This window comes from Syntrophus sp. (in: bacteria), assembly GCF_040768185.1.
Lineage (GTDB): Bacteria > Desulfobacterota > Syntrophia > Syntrophales > Syntrophaceae > Syntrophus > Syntrophus buswellii.
Window position 1 is genome coordinate 23,759 of the sequence record NZ_JAXGNC010000004.1, and the last position, 18,141, is coordinate 41,899.

Sequence of the window (18,141 nt, forward strand, 5' to 3'; positions counted from 1 at the left end):
TATCCATATCATGTTCCCTAAGTCTTGGCAATGGTGAAGGCCGCGGAGCATTTGGTCATCCGGCCGCCCTGACGTCCGGCCGGATGCCGGGAGGGATCAGGTGTAGGATTTCCAGGGATTCACCATGAGCATCCCATGGATAAAACAGTTGCTTTTTGTGCGTTTATTTTATAGAGCACTGACGGCGAAAGTTGTCGCCTCATACTCAACGCCGTGTCGACGACTTCAGGGAAGGAGAAAGCACCGGATGAGAATAATCCCTCGAGAAGAAAAGTTTTTCGATCTTTTCGAAGAGCTGGCGGTCAAGATCGAAGAGGGCGGTCTTCTGTTCATGGATATCCTGGAAAATTATGACCAGGCGGAACCCAAGATTGTCCGGCTCAAAGAAATCGAACACGAGGCCGACGTCATCACGCACCGGACCTATGAGAAAATGCACCGGACCTTTCTCACCCCTCTCGATCGGGAAGATATTTATGCCCTCGTCAACAAGATGGACAGCATTCTGGATATCACCGAAGCCTGTGCCATTCGAATGTCCCTTTACCGGATCAGGGAGCCGGCCCCGGAGCTGAAGGAACAAACCCGCATCCTCAACAAAGCGATTTCCAAGGTGAAGGAGGTCGTCCACGCCCTGAGGAACATGAAAAATGCCCGGATGATCATCGACGCCTGTGTGGCGATCAACACGGCGGAGAATGAAGGTGATGTCGTTCTGAGAACGGCCGTCACCAGGCTGTTCGAACATGAAAAGGATGTGGTCGAACTGATCAAGTGGAAGGAAATTTTTGAACGGATTGAAGAAGCCATCGACACCTGCGAAGATGTGTCCAATATTGCCGAGGGAATAGTCCTGAAAAATGCTTGATTCTCTTGCCTTTGTCATTTTTCTGGTTGCAGTGGCCCTGGTCTTTGACTTTATCAACGGCTTTCATGACTCCGCAAACTCCATTGCAACCATCGTCTCCACTCAGGTGCTTCCTCCAAAATATGCCGTCATCTGGGCGGCCTTTTTCAATTTTGCCGCAGTCTTCTTTATCGGTGTCCCCGTCGCCAAAACCATCGGCACCGGCATCATTCACCCGGACATCATCGATAACCTCTTGATTTTTTCCGCTTTGGGCGCCGCCATTATCTGGAACCTCATCACCTGGTATTTCGGACTGCCCAGCAGTTCCTCCCACGCGCTGATCGGGGGACTGATCGGCGCCGGCATGGTCAAGGGCGGTTCATCGGTCCTGGTCTGGTCGGGAATCACCAAGGCAACGATTTTTATTGTCGTTTCCCCCATGATCGGTATGATCCTGGGGCTTGCGCTGATGATCCTCGTCCTTAACCTGAGCCGACGGTCCAACCCATCCAAGCTGGACCATATCTTCCGCAAATTGCAGCTCTTCTCCGCAGCCACCTACAGCCTGGGGCACGGTATGAATGACGCCCAGAAAACCATGGGCATCATCGCCATGGTGCTTTTCGGCAAGGGACTGCTGGGGCCGACCTTTTACATTCCTTTCTGGGTCGTGTTTCTCTGCTATTTCGTCATTGCCATGGGAACAGTTTCCGGCGGCTGGCGGATCGTAAAGACCATGGGCACACGGATCACCAAGCTTCGTCCCATGGGCGGGTTCTGTGCGGAAACGGCGGCGGCCATATCCATTATCGGGGCCTCGCTCGCCGGCATTCCGGTCAGCACCACCCATACCATAACGGGGGCGATCGTCGGCGTCGGCTCCACGATCCGTCTCACCGCAGTCCGCTGGGGCATCGCCGGAAACATCATCTGGGCCTGGATTCTGACGATCCCCGTATCTTCCTTCATCTCCGCCTTGCTTTACTTTATCCTGAAACCCTTCCTCCAATAAGACAAGCCCCCTCTTCAACCGCACTCTCGGCGCTGTCAAATCCTCGACAGAACCTTCAAGGGACAGAGGGCCCTTCGGTCTGAACATGGCCCTACTCCAGAACGTCAAGATCCTGGTAGAGCTGTTCGCACATATGACAGACGGACTGCATGAGCGAGGCAATAATCGGCCCCGGCACGAAACCTGAAAAACCGAAGGGAACGATCGCCGTAACGACCATGATCAGGCCCCACAGCATGGGCCCTTCAATGCCGACGATCCAGAAGGCCAACGCGCCCAGCATCCCCTGCAATCCACCGATCAGCAGAGTGACCTTGCGTGTTGATTTGGCTGTGATGATGAATCTGTCAAAGAGCATCCGCTCCTGCTGGTTGCCCAGGGGAAGGAGTCGAATGGTTATCTCCAGGAGTTTTCCCCCGCCCCGGATGAAAAAGAAGAGGATGCGGAGCATTACGGCGGACCTGAAGCGGCGAAGCTGCAATCTTCGAAACGGGCTGGACCCAATCGCTGCGTGCATAAAGAAGAAAATCGGGAAAGAAGCTGGCATTGTAATTGCTAATCAATAAGGAAAGGCAAACATTCAAAGGGGAGCTCGGAGATGAAAGACGTTACAGAACGGCCGGGAAACAGACGCTTCCAGTAATTCTGGCCATAACATCGCTGCCACCCGCAAGCATCCGACGCTTCTCCTTCCACCTGGCCTGATAGTTTCCTGAGATCGATTGAGCGCTCACGAAATGACTCGGAACCTGCCGGACATGATCATCAGGACATCGCCTGGGTTCCTTTGAACCAATATAGACAGCCACTCTTTGGATTTTTCTCCACCCGGAGGAACAGTTCATAGAACGCTATAACATTCAGGATACTCCAAGCCAGACCATGTCGTCAACATGGCTATGGAAATCCGGGCCGTGAAACCGAGTGATTGTGTCACAGGCGGAAGCGACCCGGAATCCATACCCTTCATTTTCCCATGAAAGCAGATGATTTTGAGACCATTTTCAATGCAGATCCTTCAACCCGGTCAGGGGCCTTCCGCCTGTGGGTTGCCGTCATGCTGGATGCGGTCCTGACGCTCAAAGGAGAACGGCCGGGATCAAGAGAACTGGCGGAATCCTTTATTTTCGACAGGGGAAACGTTTTTCTGGAGCTCATCTGCGGCGTCATGAACATTGAGCCGTCACAATTCCGGAAGCATCTTAAACAGGAGATCCTGGCTTCTAAGCGGATAGCGATCTGGCGTAGTCAGACCGAGCAGAAGCTGCAGGTTCAGTCCTTGTCTGACAGGACGGGAATATAACCGGCGGCTGAAGCCAAAGGGCGCTTGGCGGGAATCAACGAAATCTTCTTTTCCGGCTCCTGCGGACCGGAGACGTCCATGCCGGACAGGAACAAGCCAAACCGGCCCTCGCATTAACCTCTTGACATCACGCATGGATCCGATATTCTGAATCCATTCAAAACGTGTCGTTGGGGGGTAAAAGGATGGACAAAGAGGATCTGGAGGTCGTGCTTAAGCTGCTGGAAGAGAACGGTCTGATGGAGGCCCTTGCGGATTGCAGGAAACAGGGGATCGATCCAAGGGAAATCGTCTGCGACTTGATTGCCAAGTCGGAAGAGCTGGAAGAAATGGAATGGTGATCACCGGATTTCAGCCGAAAAGTCAGCACGTGATGAAGGCGGAATCGTATTGACAGGACCAAGCGGGTGCATGGGACGTCATCATCGTTTAGATTGGACGCCGAGACGTATCAACCGTTTTCGGAAATACGGCTATTGAGATGACTCAGCGGCCAGAAAGCAACGGATAAACAAGGCGGGCGGAAACGTCCGCCTTGTTTATCCGGGCACCACTCGAAAGCGGCCATCCGGAAGGGGGAGAAACAGACCGGGCAGGATCATCACCGGTGGGCCCTCCCGCCCTTTCAACCACCCTTCGTTATTTCCGGAATCTTTTCCTGATCGCCAGAAGGCCGGCCAATCCGGGGGCAAAGAGAAGGAAGGCACCGGGAAGCGGCACGGGATTGGCGGTAACCTGCAGATTCTCGATGGCCCACGATTCGTCGGTGCTGCCCTGCCACCCGCTCCCGCTGGCAAAGAATTCGATGCTCAGGGTGGATGAGCTATGGGCCATCGAAAGAAGCGATTCGGGACCCATGTCGAAGGCGCGGTCTGCCCAGCCGGAAAATCCCCGATTATACATCGTTCCAAGCTCCATTCCTCCGTAAGTGATGCTTCCACTCGCGATGGCCGCGGTGATCTGGAGAACAGGGGTCCCGTCAATTTTCACATTGAACCAGTCCGGTGAAACGGAGCCGTTGCTGCTGTCCCAGGAATCAATGAAGGCGAAGAGAAAATTGACGTCGATCGAAGTGTGGGCGGGCAGGTTGCTCAGCGTCAGCACCGTACTTCCCGCTGGGTTTCCCGTAGTCGTATTGCGGAGGAAATTCCCAGAAAAGCCGTCGGCACTGTAGCCCTGCACGCCTTCCGTGGTAACGATACCCGACAAACCTCCCGCAACACCCCCATAAAAGGATTCCGCCCCGTCGAAATCGTTCGAGTAAACCACCAGGGGCGCCGCGCCGGCCATTGAAACGATTCCGAAAAGCAATCCAGCGGCAAGCAGGAACATCATGCGCATGTGGCATCTCATTCCTTTCATAAACAGACCCTCCTTTAAATTAAAAAATGACATCTTTTTTTCCAAAAAGCCGTTGCCGATTCTTCATGCCATGAAACCCGCATGAACCTCAATCTCATAACGTTTTTATAATGGGGCGGATAAAATAAATCAATCAGGTAAACATGGTATTTTTTCTAAGGATTCCTCGTAAGGATTACGCCAAAAGCACAACCGCGAAAATTTTTTCGGGTTTCCGATGACGTGGAGGATCTGCTGTCGCGTGAAGCTGGCTCTTCAGCCTCCATCAGGACGTCAACAGGGTGACATCTCCCGAGAAGATCCTCTGGAGGGTGCCGTCGGGTTCCTTAAGGATCAGAACGCCGTGTTCGTCCACTTCCTGGACTTCTCCGGTGTACCGCCGGCCCGGAAGATCAACGGCGATCCGGTTGCCCACAATGTCCGCCAGAATTTTCCAGCGCGACAGGATGGTATTGAAATGGCCCTGGCAGAAGAGGGTGTAGGTTTTTTCAAGCTCCTCCAGCCAGGCCCTGAGCAGGAAAATCCGAGGAAATGGCTTCCCTTGCTCGATGAGAACGGAGGTTGCCGGCATGCGGAGGCCGGGAGGAAATGATTCCCGGGGTATATTGACATTCAGACCCAATCCGATAACGGCAAAATCCAAGGAGTCCATCTCTGTTCCGATTTCTGTGAGGATTCCAGCCAGCTTCCGACCGTTCACCAGAATGTCGTTGGGCCACTTGATGCGGACCGTCAGACCGGTCCGGTTCTGTACCGCATCGGCGGCCGCCACGGCCGCCATCAGCGTCAGCTTCGGGGCTTCACTGAGGGGAAGATGGGGGCGGAGGATGACGGTGGCGTAAATTCCCTGGCCGGGCGGCGAAAACCAGACCCTCCCCCGGCGGCCCCGGCCCTGGGACTGCCCTTCGGCGATTACCAGGGCGCCCTCCGGTGCACCGTCGTAGGCCAGCGTTTTGGCCTGGTTGTTGGTGTTGTCCGTTTCCTGAAAATGAAAAATCGGCTTCTGACCGATAAGGCTCGTGTCGAGGCCCTCCCGGATCTCGCCAGCCAGGAGGCAGTCGGGGATTCTGCGCAGGGCATACCCTTTGCGCGGGGATGATTCAATATCATATCCCTCCCCTTTCAGTCTGCTGATGTGCTTCCAGATTGCAGAGCGGGAAATCGCCAGCCGGGAACTGACCTTCTCTCCGGAAACAAACCGTCCCTGCTCTTCTTTAAGGTATCGGAGCAACCGTTCCTTGGTGTTCATCGTGGGCGGAATATCATTGAGGCCCATATTTGTCAACCCGTTTCCAATTACCGGTTGACAAAGCCCTGCGCCTCTGATAGGCGATGACCTTTATCAAGCAACAGGAGAGCACTTTCATGATCTTGGACCCCACGGTAAATAAACTGGCGCAGAAAATCCTCGACGAGGGCCCCGATGCCCTCTCCTTTGAAGAGGCCTGTTCCCTGACGGAGCTGCCTTCCCGCTCCACGCCGGATTTCTTCCTTGCCGCCTGCAAAATCCGGCAGCATTATCAAAAAGACGGCATCGTGCGCTGCTCCATTCTCAATGCCAAATCAGGAGCCTGTGCCGAGAACTGCGCCTTCTGTTCCCAGTCGGCTCATCACCGGACGGACATATCGAAATGGCCGCTGATGTCTGCAGAAGCCATGATTTCCGAAGGTCGGCGGATGGATGCAAACGGGGCGACCCGCTTTTCCATGGTCACCAGCGGCACCAAACTGAACGAGAGCGAAATTGAAACGATCGCGCAGGCGGCATCAGCCCTTAAGAAATCAACCCCTCTCACCGTCTGCGCCTCCCTGGGGCAATTGACGGCTTCTTCTGCAGAGCGGCTCAAGGCCGGGGGCGTCACCTTTTATCATCACAACCTCGAAACGGCTCGGAGCTTTTTCCCCGAGATCTGCACCACCCACAGCTACGACGAAGACATCGAGACGCTCCGCATCGCGAGGAAGGCGGGCCTTCGCCTTTGCAGCGGCGGCATTTTCGGCCTTGGAGAATCGTGGGAGCAGAGGGTGGAAATGGCGTTTACCCTGAGGGAACTGGATGTCGATGGGATTCCGATGAACTTCCTCAATCCCCGGCCCGGAACAAGGCTGGAAAACCAGCCTCTCCTGGCAACTATGGAGGCCCTGCGCATCGTCTCCCTGTACCGCTTCATCCATCCCGCCAGGCCTCTCCTCATCTGCGGCGGGCGGGAAATCACGCTGAGGGACTTTCAGTCCTGGGTGTTTCTCGCTGGAGCCAGCGGCGTCATCGTGGGCAATTACCTCACCACCCAGGGCCGGGATGTCGGAATGGATCAGGACATGATTGCAACGGCGCAGGAATTTGCATGACTTCCAGACACTTTCCCCTCTGGAGAAAATCCAGCAGGATCCTGGTGACCTGTCCAAAGGGAATCGCTTCCTACCTGAAAAGCGAAATCGAGTTGCTGGGCTTTCCGATAGAATTGGAGCGGGAAGCCGCCATCGTGACCGAAGGCACACTGGGAGACACCCTGCGACTGAACCTTTCCCTGCGCACGGGGCACCGTGTTCTCTACCTGATGGCCGAAGGCGAGGCCGGCGGCCCGGACGATCTCTATCGCTGGCTTCACGGCCTTGCCTGGGAAAACGTTCTCCATGAAGACGGCTATCTCTGCGTTACCTCCACGGTGGATCATCCCTCCATCAGGGACACCCGTTTCGCCAACCAGAAATGCAAAGACGCCATCGTCGACCGCCTTCAGAAAACCTGCGGCCGGAGGCCGGATTCCGGCCCGGCCCGGGACCGGGCGGTGGTGCATCTTTTCTGGAAGGGGCAGAGGGTTCAGATTTATCTGGACACCTCCGGTGAGCCCCTGTCCCGCCGGGGATACCGGAAAATTCCCGTCAAGGCGCCCATGCAGGAAACGCTTGCGGCGGCCATCGTCCTTGCCACGGGCTGGAGTGGAAAAGGCGCTTTCGTCAATCCCATGTGCGGCAGCGGAACCATCGCCATCGAAGCCGCCCTGATCGCCCTGAACCGCGCGCCCGGCCTTCTGCGGAGCAATTTCGGCTTTCGCCACCTCAAGGGCTTTCCTGCAGCCGCTTGGAAGGAGCTGCGGAAAAAGGCCCAGGAAAAGTCCGTCCGCCATTTTCCGGGCCAGATCATCGCCACGGATATGGACCGCCGGGCCATCGCCGCCACGGAGCAGAATGCGGCAAACGCCAGCGTTCAAAACTGGATCCACCTGGCGGTCTGCGATTATTCGGAAACGGACATCCCCCCGGAAGGAGGAATTGTCGTCATGAATCCTCCCTACGGCGAGCGCCTCGGCAATGTCCAGAAACTGGAGCGGACGTATGCCGGCCTTGGCAGCTTCCTCAAAACTTCCTGTTCGGGATACCGGGGATTCATCTTTACTGGAAACGTCGAGCTGGCCAAAAACGTCGGTTTGAAGACCCGGCGACGCATGATATTCTTCAACAGCGGCATTGAGTGCCGCCTTCTGGAATACGAGCTTTACGAGGGGACCTACAGGGACTGGAAAACGGCCTCGAAGCAGGAAGGGACGAACGGCCCTCGGAGTTGAACGACCCCACCGCTTGAGACGGGTGGGAAAAACAGGCATCCCTTGCAAATTCCCGGGAAATGCGGTAACAGACCCTTCCCACACAGAATGAACGAATGCTTTATTGAACATGCGCCACAGGGTTACAGGAACGTTACAGAGCCTGCCCGTCGATTATGAAGAAAACATCCACTGAGTGCCGTCCCATCGGCGTATTTGATTCCGGCATCGGCGGGCTGACCGTCGTGCGGGCTTTGATGGAAAGGTTGCCCTTTGAAAACATCCTTTACTTCGGAGATACGGCCCGGGTGCCCTACGGCGTCAAATCCGTGGAAACCATCAATGCCTATGCCGTTCAGATCGCTGAGTTTCTCCTTCAGAAGGGGGTCAAGCTCCTCATCGTTGCCTGCAACACGATGGCCGCTGTTGCCCGCTCCAACGTCGAATCCCTTTCGGCCGTCCCTGTCCTGGATGTGATCCAGGCCGGCGCCCTCCGTGCGGCGGCGGAAACGAGGACGCATTCCATCGGGGTCATCGGCACGCCCACAACCATCAACAGCAACGCTTACGCCCGCGCCATCTGCCAGCTGGCGCCGGAGACCCATATCTTTTCTCAGGCGTGCGCCCTCTTTGTCCCCCTGGTTGAAGAGGGATGGCTCGAACATCCCGTCACCCGCCTGACCGCCCAGGAATATCTCCGTCCCGTTCTGGCCGAACACATCGATACGCTGGTTCTCGGCTGTACCCATTACCCGCTGATCAAGGCACTTCTTCAGGATGTCGTCGGTCCGGACATCCGCCTGGTGGACTCCGCCGAGGCCATGGCCGACATGACCGCCGACCTGCTTCAAAGCCGGAGGCTGACGAATTCCGAGCGAACGCCGCCGGAATACCGCTTCTATGTGACGGATGTTCCCCTTCGGTTTCAGCAGATTGCGGAACGGTTTCTCGGACGTTCTCTGCCCGGTATTGAACGGGTCTCATTGTAATGGGCTTTTGCCCTGAACAGGGGCGGCATGTGATGCCTTCTTCATCCCGTTGGCAAGGATATCCCTGAGAAATCAAGACATCATGGTGCCATATTTGCAGCAACTCAGGGCTTTGGAAAGGGACCTTCTTCCCTTGTCACAGATTTCCCAGTTGAAGATCAGGAGTAAAGACTTGGTTTCTTGTATCGGCAAAACGTTATTGGTTGTTTTTTCGTCCCTGGTGCTTCTGATGGCCTCTTCAGGCCAGAACGCTCTACTGGCAGCCGGAAGCGCCATGGAGGCTGATGAAATGGCGGTCGCCATCCAAAACCGGATCGAGGCGGCGAATCCCCGGAATCCGGCCCCTTCCGGAGGAGAAAGGCCTTCATTCACCCCGGGGGTGAAGAAGTTCTACGCGCGTCACGGATTCCGCCCGGCATGGGTCGACCGGGAAGGTCCCCTGCCCACCGCGGATGCTCTGCTGAACGCCCTGCAAAAAGCCCCGCGCCATGGACTGCGGCCGGAGGACTATCACCTTGCCGCAATCGAAGACCTGCTTTCCGGATTCTGGGGATTTTTCGGACGCAACCCTCTCTCAGCGGAAGAAAGCGCGAACCTCGATCTTCTCCTGACCGATGCCTTTTTCCGTTATGCCTCCGACCTTGCCTCCGGCAGAATGAAAGGGGACAAGAGAAAAGCTCATTGGTATCTTCGGGAACGGGTGGCCCCCGATCTCGGCGAGGCTCTCGAAGAGGCCCTGGACTCGGGACAGGTGCAGCCGGTTCTGGAAAGCCTTGCGCCGATCACCCCCTCTTACATACGACTGCGGATGGCCCTTTTCAAATACCAGGAAATCGACCGCAGGGGGGGATGGCCGTTTATACCCTCCGATGCGGCAGGGCTGAAAAAGGGAGCCAAGAGCAGGCGCGTTGCCCTGCTGCGAAAGCGACTGAAGATATCGGGAGACCTTAACGCTTCGGATCATTTCGAGATCACCGGGGGAACAGATCTGTTCGATGAATCTCTCGACCAGGCAGTCCGGACGTTTCAGCAGAGGCATGGGCTCTACGCCGACGGCGCTGTCGGTCCCGAAACCCTGGAAGCCCTGAATGTTCCCGTCGCTCAGAGAATCCGCCAGATCGAAGTCAATCTCGAACGCCTTCGCTGGATACCTGAAGATACGGGGGACCAGGTCGTTGTCATCAATATCCCGGAATTCCGGCTCAGGGTTCTCGAAGGAAGCGATGAGCTGATGAACAGCCGGATTGTCGTCGGAAAATACGCCCAGAACACCCCCGTCTTTGAAAGCCGGATTTCACATTTCATCTTGAATCCCTATTGGTATGTTCCCCGGAGCATCGCCGTCGATGAGGTGGTGCCCCTGATCCTGAAATACCCCGAATATTTTTACTGGGAAAACATGAAAGTCCTTTCCAGTTCAGGCAAGGTGATTCCTCCCTGGGAGGTCAACTGGGAGAAGGTGACGGCCTCCAATTTCAAGTACCAGCTGCGTCAGGAGCCGGGACCGAAAAATCCTCTCGGCCGGATTAAATTCATCTTCCCCAATCCCTTTGATGTGTACCTTCATGACACCCCGGACCGTCATCTCTTTGAAAAGACGGTGAGAAGTTTCAGCCATGGCTGCATCCGCGTCGAAAAGACAACGGATCTCGCCATGACGCTCCTCCGGGGGAAGCCGTCACGGGAGGAGCTTGTTTCCGCAATGGACTCGGGTGAAATGAAAACCATCCGCCTTCCGAAAGCCGTGGAAATCCAGGTGCTCTATTTCACAGCCTGGGCCGATGCGGATGGATTCGTGCAGTTTCGCGAGGACATTTACCGGTATGACGCCCCTTTGCAGCTCGCCATGGAACAGGCGGCGCACCGGACCGCAACAGAGAAGGATTGAATCGGGGGGAAGCCCAGAGATAAAATTGCTGGAAATAACGGATTGCAGAATGATACCTTCTACTAGTCAACAGGACATTCTTCCCGTCAACATCCGGAAAGGGATTATTCAAGAGCGATGGACCTTACGGAAGTGCTCCGGAAATACGGCGAACAGCTGGCCAGGCAGTGGGCGGTACGCCTTCATGAAGAGGTCAGTAATCGATACTCCAGCCGCCCCCTGGAAGAGCTTCTGGCCACGACCTCGAAGTCGACCGATGCAAACTACGATGCACTGGTGCATCAGGACTACACCAAGATTGACGCCTTTATCGCCGATATCAGCAAAATGAGGCTGGAAGGCGGCTTTTCCCTTTCAGAAGTTCAGAAAGCCTTTGAAATTTACCGCACCATCCTGATCCCCATCCTTGTCAGGGAACTTCAGGGTGACGCCCTGCTGCTTGCTTTGGAAAAGCTCAATGCCTGCCTGAGCCGCACCATTTTCACCTTCAGCGACTACTTTTTTAATCGGGCCGAGGAGGCGCTCTTCAAGGCCAAGGAAGAAGCCGAAGCGGCCAACCTGGCCAAGACGGATTTTCTGGCCACCATGAGCCATGAAATACGGACCCCCATGAATGCCATTATCGGCATGGCGGAGCTCCTGATGGAGACCCCCCTGTCCCCCGAACAGCAGCATTATGTGGAAATCTTCAAAAATGCGGGAGAAAACCTCCTGAATATTATCAATGACATCCTCGATCTTTCCAAGGTGGAGGCGGGCCACCTGGAACTTGAGAACGTGGAGTTTGATCTCGGGGAAATGATCGAAAGGACGGTTGAAGAACTGGCCATCCGCGCCCACAAGAAGAAGCTGGAACTGGCCTGCCACCTTCGTCCGGATGTCCCGCTCCACCTGATCGGAGACCCGGTCCGGCTCAGGCAGATTCTGGTCAATCTCATAGGAAACGCCATCAAGTTCACGGAGAAAGGCGAGGTGGTCGTTCGCGTCAGCCGGCATGATGAGGAGGCCGGTGAACCCGTTCCGGAACAGGAGCAGGAAAAGCCGCGACGGATCGAACTGCTCTTTTCCGTGGCCGACACGGGCATCGGGATCCCCCGGGATAAATTTGAAGAAATATTCGACAAATTCACCCAGGTCGACTCTTCAACGACCCGCAAGTACGGCGGTTCGGGCCTTGGACTGTCCATTGCCAAACGCCTCGTCGAGCTGATGGAGGGGCACATCAGCCTTGAAAGCGAAGAAGGTCGCGGGACCACCGTCTCCTTTACCGCCCGTTTCGGCATGCAGGAAAAAGCCTCAAAGGCCGTTGAAGTGGCCGAATCTTACGAGGGGAAAATTCTGGGGCTCAAGATTCTCATCGTGGACGACAATGCCACGAATCGAATGATTCTCAGGGAAATCCTGATGGGGCTGGGAGCCTATCCTGCGGAAGTGGAGGATGGGGAAAGCGCCCTGGCCGAGATGGAGGCGGCATGGGAAACCGAGCGGCCGTACGATCTGGTGCTGCTGGACTACCATATGCCCGTGATTGATGGGGCCGGCATCGCGGAGCGCATCCAGAAGAATCCCGTCCTGGCCGGCACGACCCTGATCATGCTGACCTCCGACCTGGGAAGGGGGGATCCTCAACGATTTCGCCAATTGGGCATTCGGGCCCATCTCATCAAGCCCATCAAACGCGCCGACCTCAAAAACGTCATCCTGAATGCCTTGAGCAAGGTAAAGGTTTCCGCCAGAAAGCCTTTGCCGTCATCTCCGGCGGTACCCGAGGCCGGGCAGGCGCTCGGCATCCTTCTCGCCGACGACTCGCCTGATAATTGCCTTCTTCTTCGCTCCTATCTCAAGGGGCAGCCTTACCGTCTCGATATCGCCGGAGACGGAGCCGTCGCCTTGGAGAAATTCAAGATCGGTCAGTACGATCTCGTTCTCATGGACATTCAGATGCCGGTGATGGATGGGTATGAAGCGACCCGGGAAATCCGAAAATGGGAACGGGAGCATCGGCTCAAGGAAACACCGATCGTTGCCCTGACGGCTCATGCCCTTCAGGAAGACCGCGACAAAAGCCTGAGTGCCGGCTGCACCGGTCACTTGACCAAGCCCATCAAAAAGGCCTTTTTTCTGGAAGCCATCGCCCAATATACAGGAAGGGGGAAACAGCATGACACAGAAGCCCAATGACAGAATCACCGTCCGGATCGATCCCGATCTCGCCGATCTTATCCCCGGCTTTCTCGAAGGCCGGCGCCAGGACGTGGCCGCCATCATGAAAGCGCTGGAACAGAATGACGACGAGACGATCCGGATTTTAGGACACAACATGAAAGGATGCGGCAGCGGCTACGGATTTGACGGAATCACCGATCTGGGAAAATCCCTGGAGCAGGCTGCAAAAAATGGGGATAAGGAAGAGATGAAAAGAAAAGTCTCGGAATTGTCGGCCTACCTCGATTCTCTCGACATCGTCTACGAGTAGGTCGCCGGGGAGCCATCAGCACCCGGTCGCATCGCCGGGATACGGCCTGATGCCATTTCATATTTCCCGTCGGGTTTCGAAGCGATGGATCTGCTCCTGAGCGGGCGCGGGCAGGAAATCGCCGCTGACGGTGCCGAAGCCCGTCGCTTCCGGAGTCGAAACCGGGCTCGCGGGGATTTCATCCTACCGCCTCAGATATTTGCTCATCGTCAGAATATTGAGTCCGCTTTCCGTTTCGTAGTAAACCTCGTCCATGAGGGCATGCATGATGAAAAGGCCCATGCCGCTTTCCGGAAGCGTTTCCCGCTTCTGGGGGTCAAAGCGCAGCAGCCGGACCTTGGCCGGATCCAGGCTTTTTCCCCGGTCACAAACCTGAAAGGTGATCCGGTCCGGAAAGAGCAGGATGTTCAGCTCCACGGAATTTCCCGCTTCGAGCGTATAGGCGTGTTTCGTCACATTGGTGACCGCCTCTACGACGCAGAGTTCAAGATGATAGCCGCTGACGTCATCGAGAGACAGGGCACTGGCGATTCCGCGCACAGCCCCGCCGATCAGTGGAACATTTTCGAGCTTGCTTTCAATAATCAGCTTGATGGAGCCAGTTGTTTCCATTGTACCTCACAATCGTCTGGAGAGGGCCCCGATTGCTTCCTCTTCCGAGGACAGGATATCGAACACCCGATTCATCCGGGTCAGACGAAAAAGGCTCATGACCGTTTCCCGGACGGAACAGATCACCAGGTCGCCGTCATTGCCGATTTTTTTAAGGCTGGACACGATGGCGCCGAGACCGCTGCTGTCAATAAAATCCACTTCGGAAAGATTAAGCACGATCCTCCGGTTCCCGGCACCGATCCACTCGCTCATTTTCTCCTTGAACTCCGTTGCGGTGGCTGCGTCAATCCTTCTTTCCAGCGGTCGTACAATCAAAACATCCCCCATCTTGTTCTGGTGTAGTTGCATAGATTCCTTCCTTAGCCTGTAATATGTTCACTGACATTTCCCGTTTTTGAATTCGATCCCCAGCAGACTGACATCGTCCTGAAGCTTGGCCCCCTGAACGAACCGCTCAATCGCCAGGACAATCTCGTCAAGGACGGCGCCGATGGGAAGCCTGTAGAGGCCTTTTACAAGTTCATGAAACCGCTTCTCACCGAAAATTTCCCCCCTGGAATCCACGAATTCAAACACTCCGTCGGTATAGAGGATAATCTTGTCGCCAGGCGATAAGATCTTCTCCCCTTCCTCAAAGGGCAGGATCCCATCAAGCCCGATAATCGTCCCACCCTCTTCCAGCAACTCCAGGGCTCCATCGGCGTGAAGGAGAATAGGCGGTGGGTGGGCGGCGTTGCTGTAGATCATATGACCATTCCGGATATTGACAATGAGATAGATGATGGTCAGAAACCTCTCAAAGCGTTCCCAGGGATATTCCTCGTCCAGCGACTTCAAAACCTCACCGGGAGAAACCACCTGATGATCCGGGGTGAAACCGGGCCTTTTCCTGATGGTGCATCCCATGTGGGGTTGAAGGGTCTGGGAAATGGAAAAGGTCACCAGGGCAGGGGGAACTCCATGCCCGCTCACATCGATCATGTAAAAGCCAAGATGATCCTCATCCAGGCGGAGCACATTGAAGATGTCGCCGCCGATCTGCTCGGAGGGCATGAATTTCCAGGCGATGTCCAGATTGTCGACCTCCGGCGGATTGCGGGGCAGCAGGTTCTGCTGAATTCCGGCAGCGGCCTGAAGATCTTCGTCGAGCTTCTTCTGCTTTTCAGTCAATTCGGCATTGGTCGCGATCAGCTCGTCGGTCAGTCTTCGGATCTTGAGCTGATTTTCAATGCGGGCGATCACCTCGCCCCGATCGAACGGCTTGGTGATGTAGTCGGCGCCGCCGATGGCAAGCCCCCGGATTTTGTCCGCTGCATCGGTCCTGCCGGACAGAAAGATGATGGGGATATCCCGAAAGCAGGGATCGGCCTTGATTCTCTCACAAACCTCGTATCCATCGATACCCGGCATCATGATATCCAGAAGAATGAGATCCGGCTGAAATTCTCCGATTTTCTGCAGACCCTCCTCGCCACTCTCGGCTTCCATCATTTCAAAACCCGACGCCTTGAGCAGCCTGGCCAGCAGCGCCCTGAAATCCAGGCTGTCATCTATGATCAGGATCCGATCTTTCAGCCTCCTCATTTAACCGCTTCCACCTTCCAGATAAGACCCGCATACTCGGAGATGGCCCGATCACTGGAGAATTTTCCCGACCGTGTGACGTTGAAAATCGCCTTTTTGGTCCAAGAGGCCGTATCTCGGTATTCCTCCTCGATTTTTTCCTGGATACGGATGTATTCGAGAAGGTCCGGCAGATGGAAGTAGGTGTCTTCCTCATGCATGAAGCGGGAGTAGATCCACTGGAAGAGTCCCGGTTCCGAGGGGCAGAAGACATTATCGCGAAAGGTGTCGACCACCATGCGGATTTCCGGATAGCTCCGGTAGTACTCCGTCGGACGATAGGTGTTTGCCCTCTGCATCTCTTCAATTTCCCCGGCTTTCAGCCCGAAGATGAAGATGTTATCCTCCCCCGACTCCTGGAGCATTTCCACATTGGCGCCGTCAAGCGTTCCCACGGTGAGCGCGCCGTTCAGCATGAATTTCATATTCCCCGTTCCGGAGGCCTCCGTGCCGGCCATGGAGATCTGCTCGCTGAGATCCGCCGCGGGAATGATCTTCTCCGCCAGCGACACCCGGTAATCGGGCAGGAAGACAACCTTCATGATGTCCTGCAGCCTTTTGTCCGAGTTGATCACCTGTCCCACGTTGTGGATCAATTTGATGATCTGCTTCGCCACCCAGTAGCCGGGCGCGGCCTTGCCGCCGAAGATATAGGTTTTGGCGACCGTCGGGGTTTTTTCTCCCCGGACAATCTGCAGATACTCATAGATGATATGCATGATCTTCAGCAGCTGGCGTTTGTACTCATGAATCCTCTTGACGTGGACATCGAACAGGGAATCGGGATTGACGGAAACCCAGGCGGTTCTCGATATGATCCTGCTCAAAGCCTCCTTGTTGGCCCGCTTAATCCCGCGGAACCGGTCCTGGAAGTCCGGGTCATCGGCACAGGACTCCAGCCGCTTGAGTTGAGCAAGATCGGTTATCCAGGAATCCCCGATCTTTTCGGATATCAGCCCGGCTAACTGCGGATTGGACTTGAGGAGCCAGCGTCGCTGGGTGATTCCGTTGGTGATGCTCACAAAGCGCTCCGGCCAAAGGGCATGGAAATCGGAGAAATTATTCTTCATCAGTATTTCCGTATGGAGGGCCGAGACGCCGTTGATGGAATGGGAACCCACCATGGCCAGGTGGGCCATTCGGACCTGCTTGTTTTCGCCTTCCTCGATAAGCGACATCCGGCGTATCAGATCGATATCGCTGGGATGGAGGGAGGCCACTGTCGCGAGAAAACGGGAATTGATTTCATAGATGATCTGGAGATGACGGGGAATCACCCGCTCCAGAAGGCTTACCGGCCACTTCTCCAGGGCCTCGGAAAGAATGGTATGATTGGTGTAGGCCATCGTCCTCTGGGTGATCTCCCAGGCGGAATCCCAGGGAAGGGCGTACTCGTCGACGAGCAGTCTCATCAGCTCCGCCACCGCTAGCGAGGGATGGGTGTCATTCATCTGGATGGCCACCGAATCGGAAAATCGGTCGAAGTCACCATGGTCCTTCAGGTATCGACGGACAATATCCCTCAGGGAGCAGGCCACCAGAAAGTACTCCTGCACCAGACGGAGCTCTTTCCCCGATTTGAGGGTATCCCGGGGATAAAGCATCTTGGTGATGGTTTCTGAGGAAACCTTCTGTTCCACCGCCCGGAAATAGTCCCCCTCATTGAAGATCTGAATATCAAAATCCGTGGAGGAACCGGCTCCGTAGAGACGCAGCCAGTTGACCGTCTTCCCCCCGTAGCCGACGACGGGAATATCAAAGGGAATGCCCATGATCACCTTCCAGTCGAGCCACATGGGATTGTATTCGCCTGCACGGTCCTGAAAGTGCTCGATCCGGCCATAGATGGGAACGATACATTTCTCGTCGGGGCGCTTGATCTCCCAGGGGCTGAATTCCGCCAGCCAGTTATCGGGTTTTTCCTTCTGGTAACCGTTATCGACCTCCTGCTTGAAAAGGCCGTATTCATAATGAATTCCGTAACCGAACCCGGGGATATCGAGTGTCGCCATGGAATCGAGAAAACAGGCCGCCAAACGCCCCAGCCCCCCGTTACCGAGCCCGGCATCGTTTTCCTGCTCCCGGACCTCATCAATATCAATGCCGGCTTCGGACAAAACATCCCGGCAAAGGTCGAAAAGGCCTAGATTGTAGAGGCTGTCGCCCAGCAGCCTTCCGATTAGAAATTCCATGGAGAGGTAATAGACCCTCTTTGCCCCGGCCTCCTGATAGCGCCGTTCGGTCTGGAGGATCTTCTCCGTCATCCGGTCCCGCAAGGAAAAAGCCGTCGCGAGAAAATGATCCCGATAGTCCTTTGATGGAGTCTCCCTACAGAGTGAACAACGGAGATGATAATCCATCGATTCCTTCAGGGCCGCTCTTGAATTGTCCAGGTAGTTCCGAGTCATGGATGGAATCCTCGATGGTTCGTTATTTAAGCTGTCATTCTGATAAGACTTGCCGATCTTGTCAATCAAA

17 protein-coding genes are annotated in these 18,141 nt (G+C 55.5%); 10 read left to right on the forward strand and 7 right to left on the reverse strand.

Features of this window, described 5'->3' with window-relative positions; translation table 11 throughout:
* The first annotated feature begins 247 nt into the window (after positions 1 to 247).
* Together AB3175_RS05730 and AB3175_RS05735 are read left to right on the forward strand one after the other, a co-directional pair.
* Positions 248 to 868 carry a DUF47 domain-containing protein gene (locus tag AB3175_RS05730; RefSeq protein WP_367359988.1) on the forward strand — a complete coding sequence of 207 codons (621 nt, stop codon included), beginning with the start codon at positions 248 to 250 and terminating at the stop codon, positions 866 to 868.
* Positions 861 to 1,862, forward strand: a complete 1,002-nt coding sequence (locus AB3175_RS05735; RefSeq protein WP_367359989.1) for an anion permease — start codon at positions 861 to 863, stop codon at positions 1,860 to 1,862. The genes AB3175_RS05730 and AB3175_RS05735 overlap by 8 nt, the downstream gene beginning before the upstream one ends.
* A gap of 91 nt (positions 1,863 to 1,953) precedes the next feature.
* Here the strand turns inward: AB3175_RS05735 and AB3175_RS05740 are convergent, their stop codons facing one another.
* Positions 1,954 to 2,379, reverse strand: a complete 426-nt coding sequence (locus tag AB3175_RS05740; RefSeq protein ID WP_367359990.1) for an AI-2E family transporter — start codon at positions 2,377 to 2,379, stop codon at positions 1,954 to 1,956.
* Positions 2,380 to 2,919: 540 nt separating this feature from the next.
* Between AB3175_RS05740 and AB3175_RS05745 the strand changes: the two genes are divergently transcribed.
* The gene (locus AB3175_RS05745; RefSeq protein WP_367359991.1) at positions 2,920 to 3,165 is read left to right on the forward strand and encodes a hypothetical protein; all 246 of its coding nucleotides are present in this window, start codon (positions 2,920 to 2,922) and stop codon (positions 3,163 to 3,165) included.
* A gap of 185 nt (positions 3,166 to 3,350) precedes the next feature.
* The gene (locus tag AB3175_RS05750) at positions 3,351 to 3,506 is read left to right on the forward strand and encodes a hypothetical protein (RefSeq protein ID WP_367359992.1); all 156 of its coding nucleotides are present in this window, start codon (positions 3,351 to 3,353) and stop codon (positions 3,504 to 3,506) included.
* A 298-nt stretch (positions 3,507 to 3,804) separates the two neighbouring features.
* On the opposite strand, the gene AB3175_RS05755 is transcribed toward AB3175_RS05750, so the two are convergent.
* Positions 3,805 to 4,527 (reverse strand): hypothetical protein, encoded by a 723-nt coding sequence (locus AB3175_RS05755; RefSeq protein ID WP_367359993.1) that lies wholly within the window; start codon positions 4,525 to 4,527, stop codon positions 3,805 to 3,807.
* Between the two features lie 265 nt (positions 4,528 to 4,792).
* Complete coding sequence (locus tag AB3175_RS05760) at positions 4,793 to 5,803, reverse strand: biotin--[acetyl-CoA-carboxylase] ligase (RefSeq protein ID WP_367360140.1); 1,011 nt, start codon at positions 5,801 to 5,803, stop codon at positions 4,793 to 4,795.
* A gap of 89 nt (positions 5,804 to 5,892) precedes the next feature.
* Here AB3175_RS05760 and bioB point away from each other — a divergent pair, with 89 nt between their 5' ends.
* From bioB to AB3175_RS05790, 6 genes are all read left to right on the forward strand, one after another.
* The gene (gene bioB / locus AB3175_RS05765) at positions 5,893 to 6,876 is read left to right on the forward strand and encodes a biotin synthase BioB (RefSeq protein ID WP_367359994.1); all 984 of its coding nucleotides are present in this window, start codon (positions 5,893 to 5,895) and stop codon (positions 6,874 to 6,876) included.
* Complete coding sequence (locus AB3175_RS05770) at positions 6,873 to 8,093, forward strand: class I SAM-dependent RNA methyltransferase (protein ID WP_367359995.1); 1,221 nt, start codon at positions 6,873 to 6,875, stop codon at positions 8,091 to 8,093. Before bioB ends, AB3175_RS05770 begins: the two co-directional genes overlap by 4 nt.
* Before the next feature lie 155 nt (positions 8,094 to 8,248).
* On the forward strand, positions 8,249 to 9,061 hold the full coding sequence (gene murI / locus AB3175_RS05775; RefSeq protein WP_367359996.1) for a glutamate racemase: 813 nt from the start codon (positions 8,249 to 8,251) through the stop codon (positions 9,059 to 9,061).
* A 172-nt stretch (positions 9,062 to 9,233) separates the two neighbouring features.
* Entirely contained in the window at positions 9,234 to 10,949 is a 1,716-nt protein-coding gene (locus AB3175_RS05780) for a murein L,D-transpeptidase (RefSeq protein WP_367359997.1), read from the forward strand.
* A 117-nt stretch (positions 10,950 to 11,066) separates the two neighbouring features.
* The gene (locus AB3175_RS05785; protein WP_367359998.1) at positions 11,067 to 13,130 is read left to right on the forward strand and encodes a response regulator; all 2,064 of its coding nucleotides are present in this window, start codon (positions 11,067 to 11,069) and stop codon (positions 13,128 to 13,130) included.
* Positions 13,111 to 13,425: an Hpt domain-containing protein gene (locus AB3175_RS05790; protein ID WP_367359999.1), complete on the forward strand. Its 315-nt coding sequence runs from the start codon at positions 13,111 to 13,113 to the stop codon at positions 13,423 to 13,425. Before AB3175_RS05785 ends, AB3175_RS05790 begins: the two co-directional genes overlap by 20 nt.
* 183 nt (positions 13,426 to 13,608) lie before the next feature.
* Here AB3175_RS05790 and AB3175_RS05795 read toward each other — a convergent pair whose 3' ends face one another.
* The 4 genes from AB3175_RS05795 to AB3175_RS05810 are packed head-to-tail and all read right to left on the reverse strand — an operon-like array spanning position 13,609 to position 18,071.
* Positions 13,609 to 14,037: an ATP-binding protein gene (locus AB3175_RS05795; protein WP_367360000.1), complete on the reverse strand. Its 429-nt coding sequence runs from the start codon at positions 14,035 to 14,037 to the stop codon at positions 13,609 to 13,611.
* Positions 14,038 to 14,043: 6 nt separating this feature from the next.
* Positions 14,044 to 14,388 carry an STAS domain-containing protein gene (locus tag AB3175_RS05800; RefSeq protein WP_367360001.1) on the reverse strand — a complete coding sequence of 115 codons (345 nt, stop codon included), beginning with the start codon at positions 14,386 to 14,388 and terminating at the stop codon, positions 14,044 to 14,046.
* Positions 14,389 to 14,415: 27 nt separating this feature from the next.
* Positions 14,416 to 15,624, reverse strand: a complete 1,209-nt coding sequence (locus tag AB3175_RS05805; RefSeq protein WP_367360002.1) for a PP2C family protein-serine/threonine phosphatase — start codon at positions 15,622 to 15,624, stop codon at positions 14,416 to 14,418.
* Positions 15,621 to 18,071, reverse strand: a complete 2,451-nt coding sequence (locus tag AB3175_RS05810) for a glycogen/starch/alpha-glucan phosphorylase (RefSeq protein ID WP_367360003.1) — start codon at positions 18,069 to 18,071, stop codon at positions 15,621 to 15,623. Before AB3175_RS05810 ends, AB3175_RS05805 begins: the two co-directional genes overlap by 4 nt.
* Between the last annotated feature and the right edge of the window lie 70 nt (positions 18,072 to 18,141).

Excerpts from the sequence above, each read along its gene's own strand:
- AB3175_RS05730 (WP_367359988.1), top strand. The coding sequence starts at position 248 with ATGAGAATAATCCCTCGAGAAGAAAAGTTTTTCGATCTTTTCGAAGAG.
- AB3175_RS05735 (WP_367359989.1), top strand. The coding sequence starts at position 861 with ATGCTTGATTCTCTTGCCTTTGTCATTTTTCTGGTTGCAGTGGCCCTG.
- AB3175_RS05740 (WP_367359990.1), bottom strand. The coding sequence starts at position 2,379 with ATGCACGCAGCGATTGGGTCCAGCCCGTTTCGAAGATTGCAGCTTCGC.
- AB3175_RS05745 (WP_367359991.1), top strand. The coding sequence starts at position 2,920 with ATGCTGGATGCGGTCCTGACGCTCAAAGGAGAACGGCCGGGATCAAGA.
- AB3175_RS05750 (WP_367359992.1), top strand. The coding sequence starts at position 3,351 with ATGGACAAAGAGGATCTGGAGGTCGTGCTTAAGCTGCTGGAAGAGAAC.
- AB3175_RS05755 (WP_367359993.1), bottom strand. The coding sequence starts at position 4,527 with ATGAAAGGAATGAGATGCCACATGCGCATGATGTTCCTGCTTGCCGCT.
- AB3175_RS05760 (WP_367360140.1), bottom strand. The coding sequence starts at position 5,803 with ATGGGCCTCAATGATATTCCGCCCACGATGAACACCAAGGAACGGTTG.
- bioB (WP_367359994.1), top strand. The coding sequence starts at position 5,893 with ATGATCTTGGACCCCACGGTAAATAAACTGGCGCAGAAAATCCTCGAC.
- AB3175_RS05770 (WP_367359995.1), top strand. The coding sequence starts at position 6,873 with ATGACTTCCAGACACTTTCCCCTCTGGAGAAAATCCAGCAGGATCCTG.
- murI (WP_367359996.1), top strand. The coding sequence starts at position 8,249 with ATGAAGAAAACATCCACTGAGTGCCGTCCCATCGGCGTATTTGATTCC.
- AB3175_RS05785 (WP_367359998.1), top strand. The coding sequence starts at position 11,067 with ATGGACCTTACGGAAGTGCTCCGGAAATACGGCGAACAGCTGGCCAGG.
- AB3175_RS05790 (WP_367359999.1), top strand. The coding sequence starts at position 13,111 with ATGACACAGAAGCCCAATGACAGAATCACCGTCCGGATCGATCCCGAT.
- AB3175_RS05795 (WP_367360000.1), bottom strand. The coding sequence starts at position 14,037 with ATGGAAACAACTGGCTCCATCAAGCTGATTATTGAAAGCAAGCTCGAA.
- AB3175_RS05800 (WP_367360001.1), bottom strand. The coding sequence starts at position 14,388 with ATGCAACTACACCAGAACAAGATGGGGGATGTTTTGATTGTACGACCG.
- AB3175_RS05805 (WP_367360002.1), bottom strand. The coding sequence starts at position 15,624 with ATGAGGAGGCTGAAAGATCGGATCCTGATCATAGATGACAGCCTGGAT.
- AB3175_RS05810 (WP_367360003.1), bottom strand. The coding sequence starts at position 18,071 with ATGACTCGGAACTACCTGGACAATTCAAGAGCGGCCCTGAAGGAATCG.